The organism is Campylobacter concisus (assembly GCF_002913745.1).
In the GTDB taxonomy this organism is placed as follows: Bacteria; Campylobacterota; Campylobacteria; order Campylobacterales; family Campylobacteraceae; genus Campylobacter_A; species Campylobacter_A concisus_R.
Genome location: NZ_PPCG01000030.1, coordinates 72,941 through 89,794, shown reverse-complemented (window position 1 = coordinate 89,794; position 16,854 = coordinate 72,941). Strand labels below are relative to the sequence as shown.

At 41.6% G+C, this 16,854-nt stretch carries 15 protein-coding genes; all 15 read left to right on the top strand.

Features of this window, described 5'->3' with window-relative positions; all coding sequences use genetic code 11:
- Positions 1-6 precede the first annotated feature (6 nt).
- Positions 7-1,329 carry a UDP-glucose dehydrogenase family protein gene (locus CYO90_RS03985; protein WP_103578530.1) on the top strand — a complete coding sequence of 441 codons (1,323 nt, stop codon included), beginning with the start codon at positions 7-9 and terminating at the stop codon, positions 1,327-1,329.
- Entirely contained in the window at positions 1,326-1,769 is a 444-nt protein-coding gene (locus CYO90_RS03980; RefSeq protein ID WP_103578529.1) for an ecotin, read from the top strand. Before CYO90_RS03985 ends, CYO90_RS03980 begins: the two co-directional genes overlap by 4 nt.
- Positions 1,766-2,998, top strand: coding sequence for a nucleotide sugar dehydrogenase (locus CYO90_RS03975; protein WP_002939912.1), 1,233 nt, complete (start codon positions 1,766-1,768; stop codon positions 2,996-2,998). The genes CYO90_RS03980 and CYO90_RS03975 overlap by 4 nt, the downstream gene beginning before the upstream one ends.
- A 118-nt stretch (positions 2,999-3,116) precedes the next feature.
- A complete protein-coding gene (locus CYO90_RS03970) occupies positions 3,117-4,634 on the top strand; it encodes an MATE family efflux transporter (RefSeq protein ID WP_103578528.1) in 1,518 nt (505 codons plus the stop codon).
- Positions 4,635-5,396 (top strand): glycosyltransferase family 25 protein, encoded by a 762-nt coding sequence (locus tag CYO90_RS03965; RefSeq protein WP_103578527.1) that lies wholly within the window; start codon positions 4,635-4,637, stop codon positions 5,394-5,396.
- Positions 5,397-6,329, top strand: coding sequence for a glycosyltransferase family 2 protein (locus CYO90_RS03960; RefSeq protein ID WP_103578526.1), 933 nt, complete (start codon positions 5,397-5,399; stop codon positions 6,327-6,329).
- Entirely contained in the window at positions 6,326-7,384 is a 1,059-nt protein-coding gene (locus CYO90_RS03955) for a glycosyltransferase (RefSeq protein WP_103578525.1), read from the top strand. Before CYO90_RS03960 ends, CYO90_RS03955 begins: the two co-directional genes overlap by 4 nt.
- A complete protein-coding gene (locus CYO90_RS03950; protein WP_103578524.1) occupies positions 7,381-8,424 on the top strand; it encodes a glycosyltransferase in 1,044 nt (347 codons plus the stop codon). The genes CYO90_RS03955 and CYO90_RS03950 overlap by 4 nt, the downstream gene beginning before the upstream one ends.
- Positions 8,421-9,545 carry an N-acetylgalactosamine-N,N'-diacetylbacillosaminyl-diphospho-undecaprenol 4-alpha-N-acetylgalactosaminyltransferase gene (pglJ, locus tag CYO90_RS03945; RefSeq protein ID WP_103578523.1) on the top strand — a complete coding sequence of 375 codons (1,125 nt, stop codon included), beginning with the start codon at positions 8,421-8,423 and terminating at the stop codon, positions 9,543-9,545. The genes CYO90_RS03950 and pglJ overlap by 4 nt, the downstream gene beginning before the upstream one ends.
- Positions 9,538-11,637: an STT3 domain-containing protein gene (locus CYO90_RS03940; RefSeq protein WP_103578522.1), complete on the top strand. Its 2,100-nt coding sequence runs from the start codon at positions 9,538-9,540 to the stop codon at positions 11,635-11,637. Before pglJ ends, CYO90_RS03940 begins: the two co-directional genes overlap by 8 nt.
- Positions 11,638-11,639: 2 nt before the next feature.
- Positions 11,640-12,755, top strand: a complete 1,116-nt coding sequence (pglA, locus tag CYO90_RS03935) for a N,N'-diacetylbacillosaminyl-diphospho-undecaprenol alpha-1,3-N-acetylgalactosaminyltransferase (RefSeq protein ID WP_103578521.1) — start codon at positions 11,640-11,642, stop codon at positions 12,753-12,755.
- The gene (gene pglC / locus CYO90_RS03930; protein ID WP_012140183.1) at positions 12,748-13,353 is read left to right on the top strand and encodes an undecaprenyl phosphate N,N'-diacetylbacillosamine 1-phosphate transferase; all 606 of its coding nucleotides are present in this window, start codon (positions 12,748-12,750) and stop codon (positions 13,351-13,353) included. Before pglA ends, pglC begins: the two co-directional genes overlap by 8 nt.
- Complete coding sequence (gene pglD / locus CYO90_RS03925) at positions 13,340-13,930, top strand: UDP-N-acetylbacillosamine N-acetyltransferase (RefSeq protein ID WP_103578520.1); 591 nt, start codon at positions 13,340-13,342, stop codon at positions 13,928-13,930. The genes pglC and pglD overlap by 14 nt, the downstream gene beginning before the upstream one ends.
- 49 nt (positions 13,931-13,979) lie before the next feature.
- Positions 13,980-15,071, top strand: a complete 1,092-nt coding sequence (gene pglE / locus CYO90_RS03920) for a UDP-N-acetylbacillosamine transaminase (protein WP_103578519.1) — start codon at positions 13,980-13,982, stop codon at positions 15,069-15,071.
- The gene (gene pglF / locus CYO90_RS03915) at positions 15,072-16,853 is read left to right on the top strand and encodes a UDP-N-acetylglucosamine 4,6-dehydratase (configuration-retaining) (RefSeq protein ID WP_103578518.1); all 1,782 of its coding nucleotides are present in this window, start codon (positions 15,072-15,074) and stop codon (positions 16,851-16,853) included. It begins immediately after the preceding gene.
- Position 16,854: the final 1 nt, after the last annotated feature.

The window sequence follows — 16,854 nt, the reverse complement described above, 5'->3', positions numbered from 1 at the left end:
AAAAATATGAAAATAGCAGTAATTGGAACCGGATATGTTGGACTAGTAAGCGGTGCATGCTTTGCTAAAATGGGCAACAGCGTGATCTGCGTCGATGTTGATGAAAAAAAGATCGAGGCACTAAAAAACGGCGTCGTGCCTATATATGAGCCAGGGCTTGCTGATATCGTGAGTGAGTGCTACAAAAATGGCTCGCTTAAATTTAGCACGCAGATAACAGAGGCGCTAGAGCACGCAGATGTGTTATTTATCGCAGTTGGCACGCCTATGGGCGCTGATGGGCAGGCGGATTTAAAATATGTTCTCTCGGTTGCCAAGTCTATCGGAGAAAATTTAAGCAAACCGCTAATCGTAGTCGATAAATCAACCGTTCCAGTGGGCACTGGAGCTAAGGTGCACGAGGTGATAGAGGCTGAGCTTAAAAAGAGAAATGTAGAGATCAAATTTGAAGTCGTTTCAAACCCAGAGTTTTTAAAAGAAGGTGCGGCGGTTGAGGACTTTTTAAAGCCAGATCGCGTAGTTATCGGAGCTAGCAGCGAGTGGGGCTTTAATGTGATGAGGGAGCTTTATGAGCCATTTATGAAAAATCACGACAGGCTCATTTGCATGGATGTAAAATCAGCCGAAATGACAAAATACGCTGCAAATTCGATGCTGGCAACCAAAATAAGCTTTATAAACGAGATAGCAAATATCTGCGAACGCGTAGGCGCTGATGTAAATTTAGTTAGAAAAGGCATCGGCAGCGACTCAAGGATCGGATATAGCTTCATCTACCCAGGCTGCGGATATGGCGGTAGCTGCTTTCCAAAAGACGTCGAGGCGCTAATCTACACAGCTAGGCAAAATGGCTTTGAGCCAGAGCTTTTAAACGCGGTCGAGTCAAGAAATAAGGCTCAAAAAAGAGTTTTATTTGATAAAATTTATAACTTCTTTGGCGGCGATCTAAAGTGCAAGACAATTGCACTTTGGGGGCTTGCATTTAAGCCAAATACCGATGATATGAGAGAGGCTAGCTCGCTAACTTTGATAAAGCTTTTATATGAAGCTGGCGCAAAAGTGGTCGCTTACGATCCAAAAGCAAGCGAAGAAGCTAAAAAATATATGTCAAATCTAGATATAAAATATGCTAAAAATAAATATGACGCTCTTGATAACGCCTATGCTATGGTGCTTGTGACGGAGTGGAGCGAGTTTAGATCGCCTGATTTTATGGAGATCAAAGAGAGGCTAAAAAACGCTGTCATATTTGACGGACGCAACCAGTATAACGCTAAAACTTTAGCTGAGCATGGATTTAAATATTTTCAGATAGGCGTCAAAGCGTGAAGCCAATTTTATCTCTCATAGCTTGTTTGCTACCTTTTACGCTCTTAGCTAGCGAGGCTACAGGTAAAAGTGAAGCAAAGACGCAAGAGCAGGTTTTTGAGCTGCCTATCTCAAAGATGCCGAATGATTATTTTAAATATGAAGCTGCATTTTTTAAAGAGGTGCAAACGGATTGCGAATTTGCTATGCTAGAGGGCGGAGGCTTAGATAAAAAAGAGGATAAAAGCGGGGTTTATTATGAATTTAGCGCAGATGATGAGCCGCTTAAGCCTTGCAATGGCAAAAATAAAAAGAGGCAAATTTATTATGAATTTACTCAAATTTTGCCTGGCATTAGCCCCATTAAGATCGTAACCCCACAAGACGTGGGCGCAGAGATAAGAATTTATGAACGTGTAGAAACAATAAAACCAAAAATTTTAAAAAGGAAAGAGAAATGAAAATAGCAGTAGTAGGACTTGGATATGTGGGACTTCCACTAGCAGCGGCTTTTAGTGAAAAGTACGAAGTAGTCGGCTTTGACGTAAATGCAAAACGTATAGAAGAGCTTAAAAGTGGCTATGACAGAACGCTTGAGCTTAGCAACGAGCAGATGAAAAAAGCGATCGATAATGGCATGAAATTTAGTCTAAATTTAGATGACATCAGAAGTTGCAACTTCTTCATCGTAACCGTCCCAACTCCGATAGATAAGAACAAACGCCCTGATCTAACTCCAGTGGTAAAAGCGACTGAGAGCGTGGCAAAAGTGCTTAAAAAAGGCGACATCGTTGTCTATGAGAGCACCGTTTATCCAGGCGTTACAGAAGAAATTTGCGTGCCACTTCTTGAAAAGAGTGGGCTTAAATTTAACAAAGACTTCTTCTGCGGCTACTCTCCAGAGCGCATAAACCCAGGTGATAAAGAGCACACTGTTACAAAGATTAAAAAGATCACAAGTGGCTCAACTCCAGAGATCGCTGACAAGGTCGATGAAATTTATCGTTCTATCATCACAGCTGGCACTCACAAAGCTTCAAGCATCAAAGTAGCAGAGGCTGCAAAAGTCATCGAAAATACTCAGCGCGACATCAACATCGCCTTTATAAACGAGCTTGCGATGCTCTTTGAAAAGCTTCACATCAACACTATCGACGTGCTTGAGGCTGCAGGTACTAAGTGGAATTTCTTAAATTTCCGCCCAGGTCTAGTCGGCGGTCACTGCATCGGCGTAGATCCATACTACCTAACTCACAAAGCTCAAGAGGTAGGCTACAACCCTGAAATGATCCTAGCAGGTCGCCGCATCAACGATGATATGGGCAGATACGCAGCCGATCAAGTGATAAAACTAATGATAAGAAAAGGCGTGCTTATCAACAAAGCGCGCGTGCTTGTTCTTGGCATGACATTTAAAGAAAACTGCCCAGATATAAGAAATTCTCGCGTTATAGACGTGGTTGATGAGCTAAAAGACTTTGGCTGCAAGGTCGATGTGACTGATCCTTGGGCTGATAGTGCCGAGGTAAAACACGAGTACGGCTTTGATCTAGTAAAAGAGTATAACCTAGACGACTACGACTGCATCGTGATCGCCGTAGCTCACAATGAATTTAAAAAGCTCAACCTAAAAGGCCACTTGGTTTATGATATAAAAAATATCTACCCAGAGGCTGACGCTAGGCTGTAAGTGAGCGTTAAATTTAAAATTTACATAGCTGCCTTGCCATCTGGCTTGGCGGCTAAATTTTATGGTTTTTTCTTTTTAAATTTAGCTTTTGGGCTAAATTTCAAAGGTTAAAAGTCTAATGCTAATCAATCTAATAAGCTTGATCGTCGTTTTTGTCGTATCAATGGGCATAAATTTCTTTCTTACGCCATTTATCTTAAAAAGCCTTGGCAACGAGGCATTTGGCTTTGTGGGCCTTAGCAACGCCATCGTTAGCTACGCAGCAGTCGTGAGCGTGGCGATCAACTCGGTCAGCGGGCGCTTTGTCGCTCATGCGTGGCACAAAAAAGATCTAAGCCTTGCAAACACCTACTACTCATCAGTGCTTGTTGTAAATATCTTCTTTTGCGCCGTTGTCGTGGTGCTTAGCTCTGTTTTCATACTAAATTTGCAAAGCTTTTTAAATGTCCCTGAAAATTTACTCTTTGACGTGAGAATGACCCTTGTTTTTTACTTTATAAATTTCTGCGTTGGGCTATTTAACGGCGTTTTGACGGTTTGTGCTTTTGTGACAAACAAGCTCTACCTACTCTCCATCAGAAACGCCATCTCAAGCGCGATCCTAGCAGCCCTCATCGTGGCGCTCTTTTTCTTTTTTAAGCCATTTATCTCATACATCGCCATTTCAGCGCTAGTTGCTAGCCTTTTTGTCTTTTTTAGCACCATTTTTATGTCAGCTCGCATCACGCCAGAGCTAAAATTTAGCCTTAGTAAATTTGATTTTTCTAAGATAAAAGAGCTTTTAAGCTCTGGCATTTGGAACAGCTTTAATGCGCTAAATCGCATACTTTTAACGGGCATGGACCTATTTATCTGCAACATTTTCGTAAATGCAAACGCCACTGGCCTTCTTTCAGTCGCCAAGGCCGCCCCTATCATACTTGAGAGCTTTGTAGCGCAGCTTAGCGGCATCTTTGCACCAAAATTTGTCGAGCTTTACTCTAAAAATTTGATCATGGACCTCATAAAAGAGGCTAAATTTTCAATGAAGGTTATCGCCTTTGTGATGAGCGCTCCAGCCGCATTTTTCGTCGTTTTTGGGCTTGATTTTTACACGCTTTGGCTACCTTTTAAAAGCGCAGATGAGGTTAAATTTATCTACAATATCTCGATGATCACGCTTGTGCCGATCGTATTTATAAGCTTTGTTTTTTCGCTTTTTAACCTTGATAGCGCGACAAACAAGCTTCGCCGCCCAGCCATTGCCAACACCATCCTTGGCGTTAGCACGATCATAGCGCAGATCGCACTGCTTAAATTTAGTGACTACGGCGTTTATGGTATCGTCATCGTCGCAGCCATTTTTTATAGCATAAGAATTCTCGGCTTTGACCTCATAAATGCCGCTTTAAATTTAGAGGTGAAGCTCACCACATTTTACGGGGTTTATTTTAAAAATTTAGCCGTTTTTGCGCTTTGCGTGCTTGCGATGTTTGCCTGCAAGGACTTTGTGAGCTTAGATAACTGGCTAAAATTTGCTATCTTTGCTGCGATATACGCCAGCGCAGCTTATGTTTTGGGATATTTTTTGTTTTTTAATGCTTTCGAGCGAGGCATAGTTTGGCGTAAAATTTTAAAAAAATTTAAAAGGTCTTAAATGAATGAAATTTACTTGATCTCTTTGGCAAAAGACACCAAAAGGCGCGAGTTTTTGCAGCAGAAATTTGGCTCTTATGATAGCTTTAAACTAATAGACGCAATAGACGGCAGGGAGCTAAACGCGAGGGAGTACTACAAGATCATTTCGCCATCATTTAAAGCTTACGGCAAGGTTTTAAGCCCGGCTGAGGTTGGCTGTTCGCTCTCGCACGTGAAGGCTTACGAGGCGTTTTTGGCGAGTGAAGCCAAATTTGCTCTCATCTTTGAAGATGACGTGATCGGAGATGATAATGCCATAAAAGAGGCATTTTTAGCAGCTAGCAAGATACCAGAAGAGAGCGTGCTGATATGTGGCATGCAAGATGGGCTGGAGGGCAGGTTTAGTGCCTTTGGCAAAAAGGTGGATGCCAGCCTAAGTAAGCCACTTTGGCAGGTCTCAAAGCACTCATTTTTATGCATTTATAGAGCAGGGGCTTATGTGCTAACTAAAAAAAGTGCTAAGAATTTGCTTGAAATTCATAAAAATGCGCTTTGCACGACCGATGTTTGGGACTATTTGCTAGGCGTTAATGATATGCAGATGTATTTTTGCGACCTTTTTGCGCACCCAACTGATCTAAGTGGCTCAAACATCGAGAGCGAGCGCCTTGAGAGAGGATACAGCGCAAATTTAAAAGCCTACATAAAAACATTTAAATTTATACTTTTCTCACGACTTGAAAAGTTTCAAGGCTATGAGAGAATTTTTAAAAGGGGCTAAATGAGCGAGCCATTAATCAGCATCGTAACCGCGACTTACAAGCGTCCAGAGCTTTTAAAAAAGGCTATAAAAAGCGCTCTAGCTCAAAGCTATAAAAATTTAGAAATAGTTGTAACTGACGACGGCGATGACGAGAGTGCGAGTGAAATTTGCAAGAGTTTTAACGACGCTAGGATTAAGTTTGTAAAAAATAGCGCTCATAAAAAGAGCCCAAATGGCAACAAAAATAACGGCTTTGACAACACAACAGGCGAGTTTGTCTGCTTGCTAGATGATGACGATGAGCTTTTGCCGGAGGCGATAAAGGAGTGCTATGAAATTTTAAAAAGTGGTGAGTATTCGTGCGTTTTTGCAGACGCGATCTGCGAAAAAGATGGCGTGATGACCGAGGTGATAGCTGGTAGAAGCCCATATAGCAAGAGCGGGGCGATGAGCAAGGTTGATTATCACTGCGGGCGGATAAATGGCGAGTATTTTAAACTTTTTTCGCGTGAATTTATAGACGGCTTTAGGTTTGATGAGAGCAGTTTTGGCGGCGAAAATGAGCTTTATATCCGCTTTTTTGAAAAAAATGTCTTCTATCTTAAAAAGCCACTTTACATCTACCGCATCGCAAGAAGTGATAGTGCAACGCTAAATGCCAGCAAACACGCGCTAAACGTGGCAAACGCTTACATTAAAACCGCAAATTTACACTACGATATCGCTATAAAAAACGAGCCAAAATTTCTAGCTATGCAGTATAAAAACGCCGCTTACTACGCCAAAATAGCGGGCGAATATGGCCTTATGCTAAGGTGTATCTTTAAAAGTCTTAGCATTAAATTTAGTAAAGAAGCGCTTATCTTCTTACTGCTTAGCCCGCTTCCAAGTGGCTTTTTACCAGCACTTTCAAAGCTTAGAGTGAAGATAAAACAAAGGTTTGGCGTATGAAGATATTATTTGTCACATCAACGCTTAGAAGTGGCGGTGCAGAGCGAGTTTGCGCGGTGATCGCATCAAGGTTTAGCATGGATCACGATGTAAGTCTTGTTAAATTTGACAAGGACGAGCCATTTTACGAGCTGGCAAGTGGCGTGAAGCTCATAAATTTAGGCGTTGGGGCTGATGAACTTGGCTTTGTTGGAAATTTAAAAAAGAGAGTTTCAAAGGTGCTTGCTTTAAGAGCGCTCATAAGAGAGGGCAAATTTGACGCTGTGATATCCTTTTTAGACGCCGTAAATACCTTGGTGCTCTTTAGTTCAGCCGGTCTAAAAACGCCTATAATCATAAGCGAGCACACAAACTATCTTGCGCCAAAAAGAGCCATTTTTAAGGTGCTAAGACGCATAAGCTATCCATTTGCAAATGCACTTAGCGTCCTAAGCGACGAGGATCTAGGACATTACTCGAAATTTTGCAAAAATGTGATGAAAATTTACAACCCACTCTTTGAAGAGGTGCTCAGTGAGAGCTTTTCTAAAGAAAATTTAGTCATTTTTGTTGGCAGGCTAAATAAGATAAAAAACTGCGAAATGTTTGTAAGAGTGGCTGCAAACTTAAAGCAAAGCGGCTATAAATTTGCTGTCGCTGGAGATGGCGGCGAAAGAGCAAATTTAGAAAATTTAGCTAAAAATTTAGGCGCTGATGTCCAGTTTTTAGGCAATGTAAGCGACATCGCTTCGCTTTATAAAAGGGCAAAGGTGCTACTCTCTTGCTCAAATTTCGAGGGTCTTGGAAACACCTTGATAGAGGCGATAAACTACGACTGCGTGCGGGTTGCGACAAGAACTAGCGGGGCAAAAGAGCTTATAAAAGATGGCTTTGATGGCTTGCTTTGCGAGATAAATGACGCTGATAAGATGAGCGAAAAGCTTGCAAAAATGCTGCAAGATGAGGCAAAAATGGTCGAATTTGTCAAAAACGCAAGGGCTAGACTTGATGAGTTTAGTGTGGAGCAAATTTATAAAAAATGGCTGGAGCTTTTAAGGCTTGGAGGTGTGAAGTGAAAATTCTTTTTGTTATAGCCGCACTTAGAAATGGTGGAGCCGAGCGAGTGCTAAACGTGCTTGCAAATGGGCTTTGCAAAGACAATGAGATCACTATCGCTCTTCTTGAAGAGGACCTTGGGCTTTATAAATTTAGTGAAAAGATAAATATCATAAACCTTAACGTCACTGGCTCAGGGCTTGCTTTAAAATTTAAAAAAATTCTCGCTCTTAGAGCGCTTTTTAAAGAGCAAAGGGCTGATCTCATAATTAGCTTTATCGACTGGACAAACGTCGCTTGCGTGCTGGCAAATGCTGGGCTAAAGAGCAAACTAATAGCAACTGAGCACCACGAACACAGCTACTTAAAAAGCAAAATCGCAAGCGCTATGCGTGATATTAGCTACCGCTTTGTAGATGGCTTAAGCGTGCTAAGTAAAAGCGACTACGACTACTATAAATTTGCCAAAAATAGCGAGGTCATCCACAACCCACTTTTTATCGACGCGCCTGAAATTTGCAAGAAGCAAAACGTCATATTAAGCGTGGCAAGGCTGGAGGCGGTAAAGGGCTATGATATCTATTTTGAGGCGCTTAGCAAGGCGGATAAGAGCTTGCTTGATGGCTGGGAGATAAAGATCGCAGGCAGTGGCAGGCAAGAAGCGCAACTGAAGCAAATGGCGTCAAATTTAGGGCTTAATGTCAAATTTCTAGGTCACATGAGCGACGTTAGCAAGCTTTATAGCGAGGCAAAAATTTTCACTCTTAGCTCAAGAAGCGAGGGGCTTTCAAATGTGCTAATAGAATCAGGCGCCTTTGGCTGCGCTAGGCTAAGTAGCGACACTGTGGGCGCAAGGGAGCTTATAAATGACGGCATAGACGGGCTTATCTTTAAAAATGGCGACGCAAATGATCTAAAAAATAAGCTTGAAATGCTTTTAAAAGATGAAAATTTAAGGCAAAAACTAGCAAAAAACGCCAGCGAAAGTGCAAATTTATTTAGCAAAGAAAATATCATCAAGCAGTGGCGAGAATTTATAAAAAAGGTTGTTAGCAAGTGAAAAAATTAGCCGTTTTTTTATACTCGATGGGACCTGGTGGGGCTGAGCGAAATGTGGCAAATTTGCTGCCATTTTTGGTAAAACGTTATGAAGTTCATCTCATCTTAATGAGCAAGGTCATCGCTTACGAGATCCCAAGCGAGGTGCAGATCCACTTTATAGAAAATAGCGATCCTTACGAGAGCGGACTAAAGAAGCTTGCAAGGCTCTTTTTAGCGATGCCGTTGCTTGCCTTTAAGTATAAAAAGCTCTGTCAAAGCTTAAACATCGACACGCAGTTTGTGCTGATGAACCGCCCTTGCTATATCGCTGGGGTTGCTAGGATTTTAGGGCTAAAGGCTAGGCTAGTTATCAGCGAGCGAAGCTGTCCGTCGATCCTATATAAAAACGATCTAAGCGGCAGGGTTAATAAATTTTTACTCACTCATCTTTATAAAAAAGCTGATCTAATCCTTGCAAATGCAGCTGGCAATAAAGAGGATCTGGTGCGAAATTTTGGCATGAGTGAGGCAAAAACAAAGGTGCTTTATAACGCCCTTGATCTAAAAACTATAAATTTGCTAAAAGATGAGCCACTTGAGGATGGCTTTAAGCCATTTTTCATAAACATCGGCCGCCTTGATAGCGGTAAAAATCAAGCCATGCTAATAAAAATAATCGCTTTGATTAACGACCCTCGCGCCACGCTTGGCATCCTTGGCAAAGGGCCTTTAAAGGATGAGCTGCAAAATCTGATAGACAAATTTGGCGTGGGTGAACGGGTAAAGCTTCTTGACACTGATAAAAATCCTTTTAGGCATATAAAAAACGCCTCTTGCTTGCTTTGTGCCTCGCGTTTTGAGGGCTTTTCAAATGTGCTTTTGGAAGCACTAGCGTGCGAAAAAACTATCATCTCAACCGAGCACAAGAGCGGCGCAAAGGAGCTTTTGGGCGATAGCGAGTTTGGCATCTTAGTGCCAGTTGATGACGAAAATGCGATGAAAGAGGCGATGATAAAGGTGCTTAACGAGCGTGAAATAAGGCAAAATTTTGAAAATGTTGCGTATAATCGGGCTAAATTTTTTGATAGTGAAAATATAGCGAGCGAGCTTATAAATTTTTTGGAAAATCCTAATGAATAGAAATTTATTTTTTAAAAATTACTCTTTATACCTTATGATATTTGCCGCAGTCATCTTTGGCATGGTTTGCAGGCTTTACTGGGTCTTTTGGGCGAGTGAGTATCCAGTCTTTTTTTGGAACAACGAGCTGATGATCAGCACAAATGACGGCTACGCATTTGCCGAGGGTGCAAGAGATATGTTAGCTGGCTTTCACCAAGAAAATGACCTTAGCTACTACGGCTATCCGCTCTCGACGCTTACTTACTGGATCGTGAAATTTCTAGGTGTCAAGCTTGAGACGGCGATGATTTATATGAGTGTCTTTTTCTCGTCGCTTGTGGCTGTGCCTGTTATCTTGATCGCAAATGAATACAAAGCAAAAATGGCTGGCTTTATCGCTGCACTTCTTGCAGTGATCGCAAATAGCTACTACAACCGCACGATGGCTGGTTACTACGACACCGACATGCTCATCATCACTCTTAGTGTCTTTGTCGTTTGGGGGCTTGTTAGGGTGCTTGAGAAAAAGGACACAAAGAGCCTGATAATAGCGCCTTTAAGCGTGCTTATCTATATGTGGTGGTATTTGAGTGCCTTTTCGCTTATTAGCATTTTAACTGGACTATTTTTACTTTACACGCTCATTTTTGATAGGAAAAATCCACTCTTTTACCTTGAAATTTCGCTGCTTTTACTCGCTATCTCAAACCTTGATCTAACGCTTAAATTTATCGTTGTCATCGCTATTTATGCACTTTGCTTATTTAAAAAAGAGGTGATAAATTTAAAAATTGCTCTTGGCATTTTGGCGGTTATCTTTGTTATTTTTGTCATCCGTGGCGGGCTAAATCCGATAATCTTTCAGCTTAAATTTTACGTCTTTAGAGATGTGCCTGAAGTTGGCGGCATGAGCTTTCACTTTTTTAATGTCAATCAAACTATCCAAGAGTCAAGCGTCGTTGATTTTACGCTATTTTGCGAGAGGATCAGCGCAAATGTCATCACATTTTTGATCTCGCTTGCTGGCGTTGCTCTTTTTTGCTACAAGCACCGCTCATTTGCCGTCTCGCTTGGCATGCTCGCAATTGGCTTTTTGGCCTTTAAAAGCGGCCTTAGATTTACCATTTACGCCGTGCCTATCATGGCGCTTGGCTTTGGCTATTTAGTGGAGTTCGTGCTTGCAAATTTAAAGCTAAAAGGAGCCGTGCTAAATCTCATAAGAGTGTTCATAGCGGCCCTAGTGCTTGCTCCAGCGCTCATTCACATCTATGGCTACAAGGCTGAGCCAGTCTTTGTAAATAAAGAAGTTGAAATTTTAAACAAGCTAAAAGGCATCGCAGGGCGCGAGGACTACGTGGTTGCGTGGTGGGACTATGGATATCCGATTAGATATTACAGCGATGTTAAGACGCTAATTGACGGCGGAAAGCACCTTGGACGTGAAAATTTTGCCGTAAGCTTTGCACTTGGAAGCGACGAGATGAGCTCGGCAAATATGGCAAGGCTCGATGTAGAATACACTGAGCGAAATTTCAAAGAGCACTTTAATGGCAACTTGGCTCAAATTTTAAAAGATAGAAATTTAAGCGTTGATCAGTTTTTTAGCGAGATAAAAGAGGCAAATTTTAGCCTACCAGCAAAGAGCAGAGAGATATATTATTACCTGCCAGATAGGATGCTTAGCATTTTTCCGACCATTTTGCAGTTTAGCAAGATCGATCTAAAAAATGGTAAAAACCTAAACAACGGACTTTTCATAACCACTAGAGCGATCTCGCAAAGCGAAAAGGGCATTAGGCTAAGTGGTGGATTTACCCTAACAAGTGATGTCACAAATTTGATCTATGATGGCAATGTCTTACCACTAAGATCTTTCATAGAGACCGACTACAACGAGGCTGGCAAGCTAAATGTAAAAGAGTATAAAAATAATGAAAGCTCAAACATTTCTGTCATTTTTATGAGGGATTATGGTAGATTTATCATCCTTGATGAGAGTATTTTAAATAGCGCCTACATCCAACTTTTCGTGCTCGAAAGATACGATCCTAAGGTCTTTGAGCCAGTCATACTTGATGGGGCGGCAAAAGTTTATAGGCTAAAGAGGTAGAGATGGCAAGGATAGGATTTTTAAGCCACGCTGATATGAGCATACACTTTTTTAGACGCCCTATAATGCAGGCTTTAAAAGATATGGAGCATGAGGTTTTTGCTATCGCTCCAAAAGGAAATTTCACTAATGAGCTTGCTAAAAGCTTTCACACCGTCACCTATGAGCTTGATAAGGCTAGTCTAAATCCGCTAACCGTGATAAATAACTCAAAAAAACTATCTCAAATTTTAGGCGAGCTAAATTTAGACCTGCTGCAAACTGGCGCTCACAAGTCAAATGTCTTTGGCACATTTGCTGCTAAAAATGCTGGCATAAAGCACGTGATAAATTTGGTTGAAGGCCTTGGTAGCTTTTATATCGATGATGATCTTAAGACAAAGGCCGTGCGTTTTGTCATGGAGAGCCTTTATAAGCTCTCTTTTGCAAAGGCCGATGCTTGTATCTTCGTAAATGACGCAGATCCAGACTATCTGATCTCTAAAAATTTGATAGATAAAAGCAAGGTGTACCGCATAAAAAGTGTCGGCGTCGATACTGCTAAATTTGACCCAGCCATCACGCAGGCAGCTGATCTTGGTGAAAAAAAGGTCATTTTAATGATAGCAAGAGCCATGTGGCACAAGGGTGTTCGTGAATTTTACGAGGCAGCAGAAATTTTAAATGGCTATAAAAACTGCGAATTTGTCTTTGTGGGCGAGGGCTTTGCTGGTAATAAATCAACCGCAGACGAGAGCTTTTTAAAAGGTGGCAAAGTGCGATATCTTGGCGCTAGAAACGACATACCACAGCTTTTAAAGGCTTCTTACTTGCTAGCTTTGCCAAGCTACAAAGAGGGCTTTCCAAGAACGGTTTTAGAGGCGATGAGCATGGCTAAAGCAGTCGTCGCAAGTGACGTTACAGGCTGTAATGAAGCTGTAAAAGATGGCTACAACGGACTTTTATGCAAGGTAAAAGACGCAAGTGATCTTGCTAGTAAGATAAAAACTTTGCTTGATGATGAGGAGCTTTGCGCTAAGCTTGGAGCAAATGGCAGAAACTGGGCAGTTAGTGAGTTTGACGAGAAGCAAATCGCGAAAAGATATATAGAAATTTATAGGAAATTTATAGATGTATAGAAATTTTTTAAAGAGGGTGATTGACATTTTGGGGGCTTTGTTTTTGCTTATTTTAACGTCGCCCATCATCATAGCAACGGCTATTTTTATCTATTTTAAAGTAAGCCGTGATGTGATTTTTACGCAGGCTAGACCAGGGCTTAATGAGAAAATTTTTAAAATTTATAAATTTAAGACGATGAGTGACGAGCGTGACGCAAATGGCGAACTCTTGCCAGATGATCAGCGTCTTGGTAAATTTGGCAAACTTATCCGCTCTCTTAGCCTCGATGAGCTGCCACAGCTCTTTAATGTGCTAAAGGGCGATATGAGTTTCATCGGACCAAGGCCGCTTTTGGTTGAGTATCTACCCATCTATAACGAAACGCAAAAGCACCGCCACGACGTGCGCCCTGGTATCACGGGCCTAGCGCAGGTAAATGGCAGAAACGCCATAAGTTGGGAGAAAAAATTTGAATACGACGTCTATTACGCTAAAAATTTAAGCTTTATGCTTGATGTAAAGATCGCTTTGCAGACCATCGAAAAGGTGCTAAAACGAAGTGGTGTCAGTAAAGAGGGGCAGGCAACGACGGAGAAATTTAATGGCAAAAACTAAGAAAATTTACATCTACGGAGCGAGTGGGCATGGTCTTGTGATCGCTGACATCGCTAGAGATAACGGCTATGATGAGATAGTTTTTTTAGATGATGCTAGTGAGCATAAATTTAGCCCAGAGCTTGAAAAAGCTGACATCATAATAGCCATAGGTGATAATAAAACAAGGCAAAAGATCAGCCAAAAGGTGGAGGATGTTGGCTTTGAGATAGTAAATTTGATCCATAAAAGTGCGGTCGTGAGCGAGAGCGCTGTGATAGAAAAAGGCGTAGTGGTCATGCCAAATGCCGTGATAAACGCAAAAGCTCGCATAAAAGAGGGCACTATCATAAACTCTGGCGCAGTGATAGAGCATGAGTGCGTGATAGGTAAATTTGCTCACATCAGCCCAAATGCAGCCCTTGCTGGAAATGTGAGCGTGGGCGAATTTACGCACGTTGGCATTGGCTCAAGCATCATTCAAGGCATAAGCATCGGTAAAAACTGCATCATAGGCGCTGGAAGCGTGGTCATTAGAGATATAAAAGATGGCATAAAGGCGTATGGCGTGCCTGCATGCGAGCGTGCTAAGATATAAATTTAAAAATAAGTGCTAAAATCGCCAAAAAATCACGAAAGGTATGAAAATGGATAGGGTTTTTTTATCTCCACCAAATATGAGTGGAAAAGAGCAAGAATATATAAAAAAAGTTTTTGAAAGCAACTACATAGCGCCACTTGGCGAATATGTCAATAAATTTGAAGATAGCATAAAGGCTTATACTGGCGCCAAAGATGCGCTTGCACTATGCGCTGGAACTGCGGCACTTCACCTAGCACTTCGCGTCCTTGGCGTAAAAGAGGGCGATCTTGTGCTAGCTTCTAGCTTTACTTTCATGGCTTCAGTCTCGCCGATACTTTATGAAAAGGCAACTCCAGTCTTTATAGATAGCGACGAGAGCTGGAATTTAAGCCCAGAGCTACTTAAAAAAGCGATCTCAAATTTACCTAAAAAGCCAAAAGCACTAGTCGTCACTCATCTTTATGGACAAGCTTCAAAGATGAAAGAAATTTGCGAAATTTGCCAAAACGAGGGCATCGCTTTGGTCGAGGACGCAGCTGAAGCGCTTGGTGGATTTTACGGCGGCAAGGCGCTTGGCACATTTGGCGTGATGGGTGGATATAGCTTCAATGGCAACAAGATCATCACTACTTCAGGTGGTGGCATGCTAGTTGGAGATAGCGAATTTGTTGAAAAAGCTAGATTTTACAGCACGCAAGCAAGAGAGCCTTTGCTTCACTACGAGCATAAAGACTACGGCTACAACTACCGTTTAAGTAACGTCCTAGGTGCTATTGGCGTGGCTCAGATGGAGGTTTTAGAAAAGAGAGTCGAGCAAAAGAGAAAGGTCTTTGAAATTTATGAAAAAGAGCTTGGCGATATTTTAGAATTTATGCCAGAGCTACCAAATTCTCGTGGAAACAGATGGCTCACAACCGGCGTTTTTGCTAAAAAAGATGCACATTTAAAAGTTATAAAAGCACTAGCTGACGCAAACATCGAGAGCCGCCCACTTTGGAAGCCTATGCACTTGCAGCCTGTCTTTAAAGGTGCGTTAAGCTTTGTTGATGGATATAGTGAAGATCTATTTTCAAGAGGAATTTGCTTGCCAAGTGGCAGCGATATGAGCGAGCAGACACAAGAAAGAGTGATAAAAATAGTCAAGGATAATGCGTAAATGTTTCATGCAATGAAGTTAAAAAGGCTCGTATTGTTCCTTCTTGGCGATGTTTTTATATTTGTTTTTTCGATATATGCGGCTTATCTTTTGAGATTTAACGCCGACATCCCAGATATCTACGTGCAAGGGCTTTTTGTAACGGCTGGATTTTTGATCGTATTTAAGCTCTTTTTTATGTGGATGTTTAAAATTTACAAGGTGCCGTGGAGATTTTTTGGCTTAAATGAAGCTCGTAAAATTTTCCTAGCTCACGTTTGCGCGGCGATTTTATTTACGATCGTATTTTTCATCATACAAGATTTTTTAAATCCTTACCCAAGAAGCGTCATTTTTATCGATCTTCTCATCTCGTGCCTACTCATCGGGCTTTTGAGAATTTCAAAGCGTATGGTGCTTGACTTTTCAAACAGACCTCACAAAGGCGAGCCTTGTATCGTTATAGGCGCGACCTCAAAGGCGCTTCACGTCTTGCGTGGCTTAAAGCAGGGCTATCTTGACTACTATGCAGTTGGCGTGGTAGATGGCAGAAGCGATCTTGTTGGCACATATTGTGATGGATTTTTAGTTCAAGATAAAAAAGATATACCAAGCCTTATAAAAGACTACGACGCAAAGACTGCTATCATCGCGCTTGCACTCGATCAAGACGAGCTTCAAGCTTTAGTTGATGAGCTAACTGGATATGGCATAAGAGATATGAAGCTCTTTTCGCTTATCGAGAATGAGCCGATCAAAGATATCTCGATCGAAGATTTGCTCGCTAGAAAGCCAAAAGACCTCAATCCAGAAGCCATTTCAAATTTCTTAAAAGATAAAAAAGTGCTTGTCACTGGAGCTGGCGGTAGTATAGGAAGCGAAATTTGTAAGCAGTGCTTGAAATATGGCGTAAGCGAACTTATAATGGTCGAGCACAGCGAGTTTAACCTTTATAAAATAGGCGAAGATACAAGAGATAAAAGAACTGTTAGCAAGCTTGTAAATATCACAAATTTAAAAGACTTTGAAGAGGTTTTTGAAGAATTTAGACCAGAGATAGTCATCCACGCGGCAGCCTACAAACACGTACCACTTTGCGAGCTAAATCCTCGCTCAGCAGTTGAAAACAACATCCTTGGCACAAAAAATGCAGTCGATCTTTCTAAAAAATATGGTGCTAAGAAATTTGTCATGATCTCATCAGACAAGGCAGTGCGCCCAACAAACATAATGGGCACAACTAAGCGTGTTTGCGAGCTTTACGCACTAAATTCAAACGAAGCAGGTGTGTGCGAGATAGTTTGTGTGCGCTTTGGTAACGTCCTTGGCTCAAGTGGCTCAGTCATACCTAAATTTAAAGCACAGATCGCTGCAAATAAGCCACTAAGCGTCACTCACCCAGAGATCACAAGGTACTTTATGCTTACGTCTGAAGCGTGCCAGCTAGTCCTTCAAGCAGCCTCTATCGCAAAAGGTGGAGAGCTTTTCGTGCTTGATATGGGCGAGCCTGTTAAGATCGTAGATCTTGCTAAAAAGATGCTTCTGCTTTCAAATAAAGAGCATTTAGGTATCGAATTTGTAGGGCTTAGACCTGGCGAGAAGCTTTATGAGGAGCTGCTTATCAACAAAGATGACGTTCAAACTAAGTATGAGTCGATCTTTGTGACACACTCGCAGCCTTATGATCTGACCCTTTTAAATTCGCAGATAAATGGGCTTTTGCAGCTTGAAGATGACGAGGTAGCACCTGCTCTTAAGGTGATCGTGCCAGAGTTTAATCATGCATTAAATTTAAAAGGCTAAT

Coding starts and splice junctions, on each gene's coding strand:
- CYO90_RS03985 (WP_103578530.1), top strand. CDS start 7: ATGAAAATAGCAGTAATTGGAACCGGATATGTTGGACTAGTAAGCGGT.
- CYO90_RS03975 (WP_002939912.1), top strand. CDS start 1,766: ATGAAAATAGCAGTAGTAGGACTTGGATATGTGGGACTTCCACTAGCA.
- CYO90_RS03970 (WP_103578528.1), top strand. CDS start 3,117: ATGCTAATCAATCTAATAAGCTTGATCGTCGTTTTTGTCGTATCAATG.
- CYO90_RS03965 (WP_103578527.1), top strand. CDS start 4,635: ATGAATGAAATTTACTTGATCTCTTTGGCAAAAGACACCAAAAGGCGC.
- CYO90_RS03960 (WP_103578526.1), top strand. CDS start 5,397: ATGAGCGAGCCATTAATCAGCATCGTAACCGCGACTTACAAGCGTCCA.
- CYO90_RS03955 (WP_103578525.1), top strand. CDS start 6,326: ATGAAGATATTATTTGTCACATCAACGCTTAGAAGTGGCGGTGCAGAG.
- CYO90_RS03940 (WP_103578522.1), top strand. CDS start 9,538: ATGAATAGAAATTTATTTTTTAAAAATTACTCTTTATACCTTATGATA.
- pglA (WP_103578521.1), top strand. CDS start 11,640: ATGGCAAGGATAGGATTTTTAAGCCACGCTGATATGAGCATACACTTT.
- pglC (WP_012140183.1), top strand. CDS start 12,748: ATGTATAGAAATTTTTTAAAGAGGGTGATTGACATTTTGGGGGCTTTG.
- pglD (WP_103578520.1), top strand. CDS start 13,340: ATGGCAAAAACTAAGAAAATTTACATCTACGGAGCGAGTGGGCATGGT.
- pglE (WP_103578519.1), top strand. CDS start 13,980: ATGGATAGGGTTTTTTTATCTCCACCAAATATGAGTGGAAAAGAGCAA.
- pglF (WP_103578518.1), top strand. CDS start 15,072: ATGTTTCATGCAATGAAGTTAAAAAGGCTCGTATTGTTCCTTCTTGGC.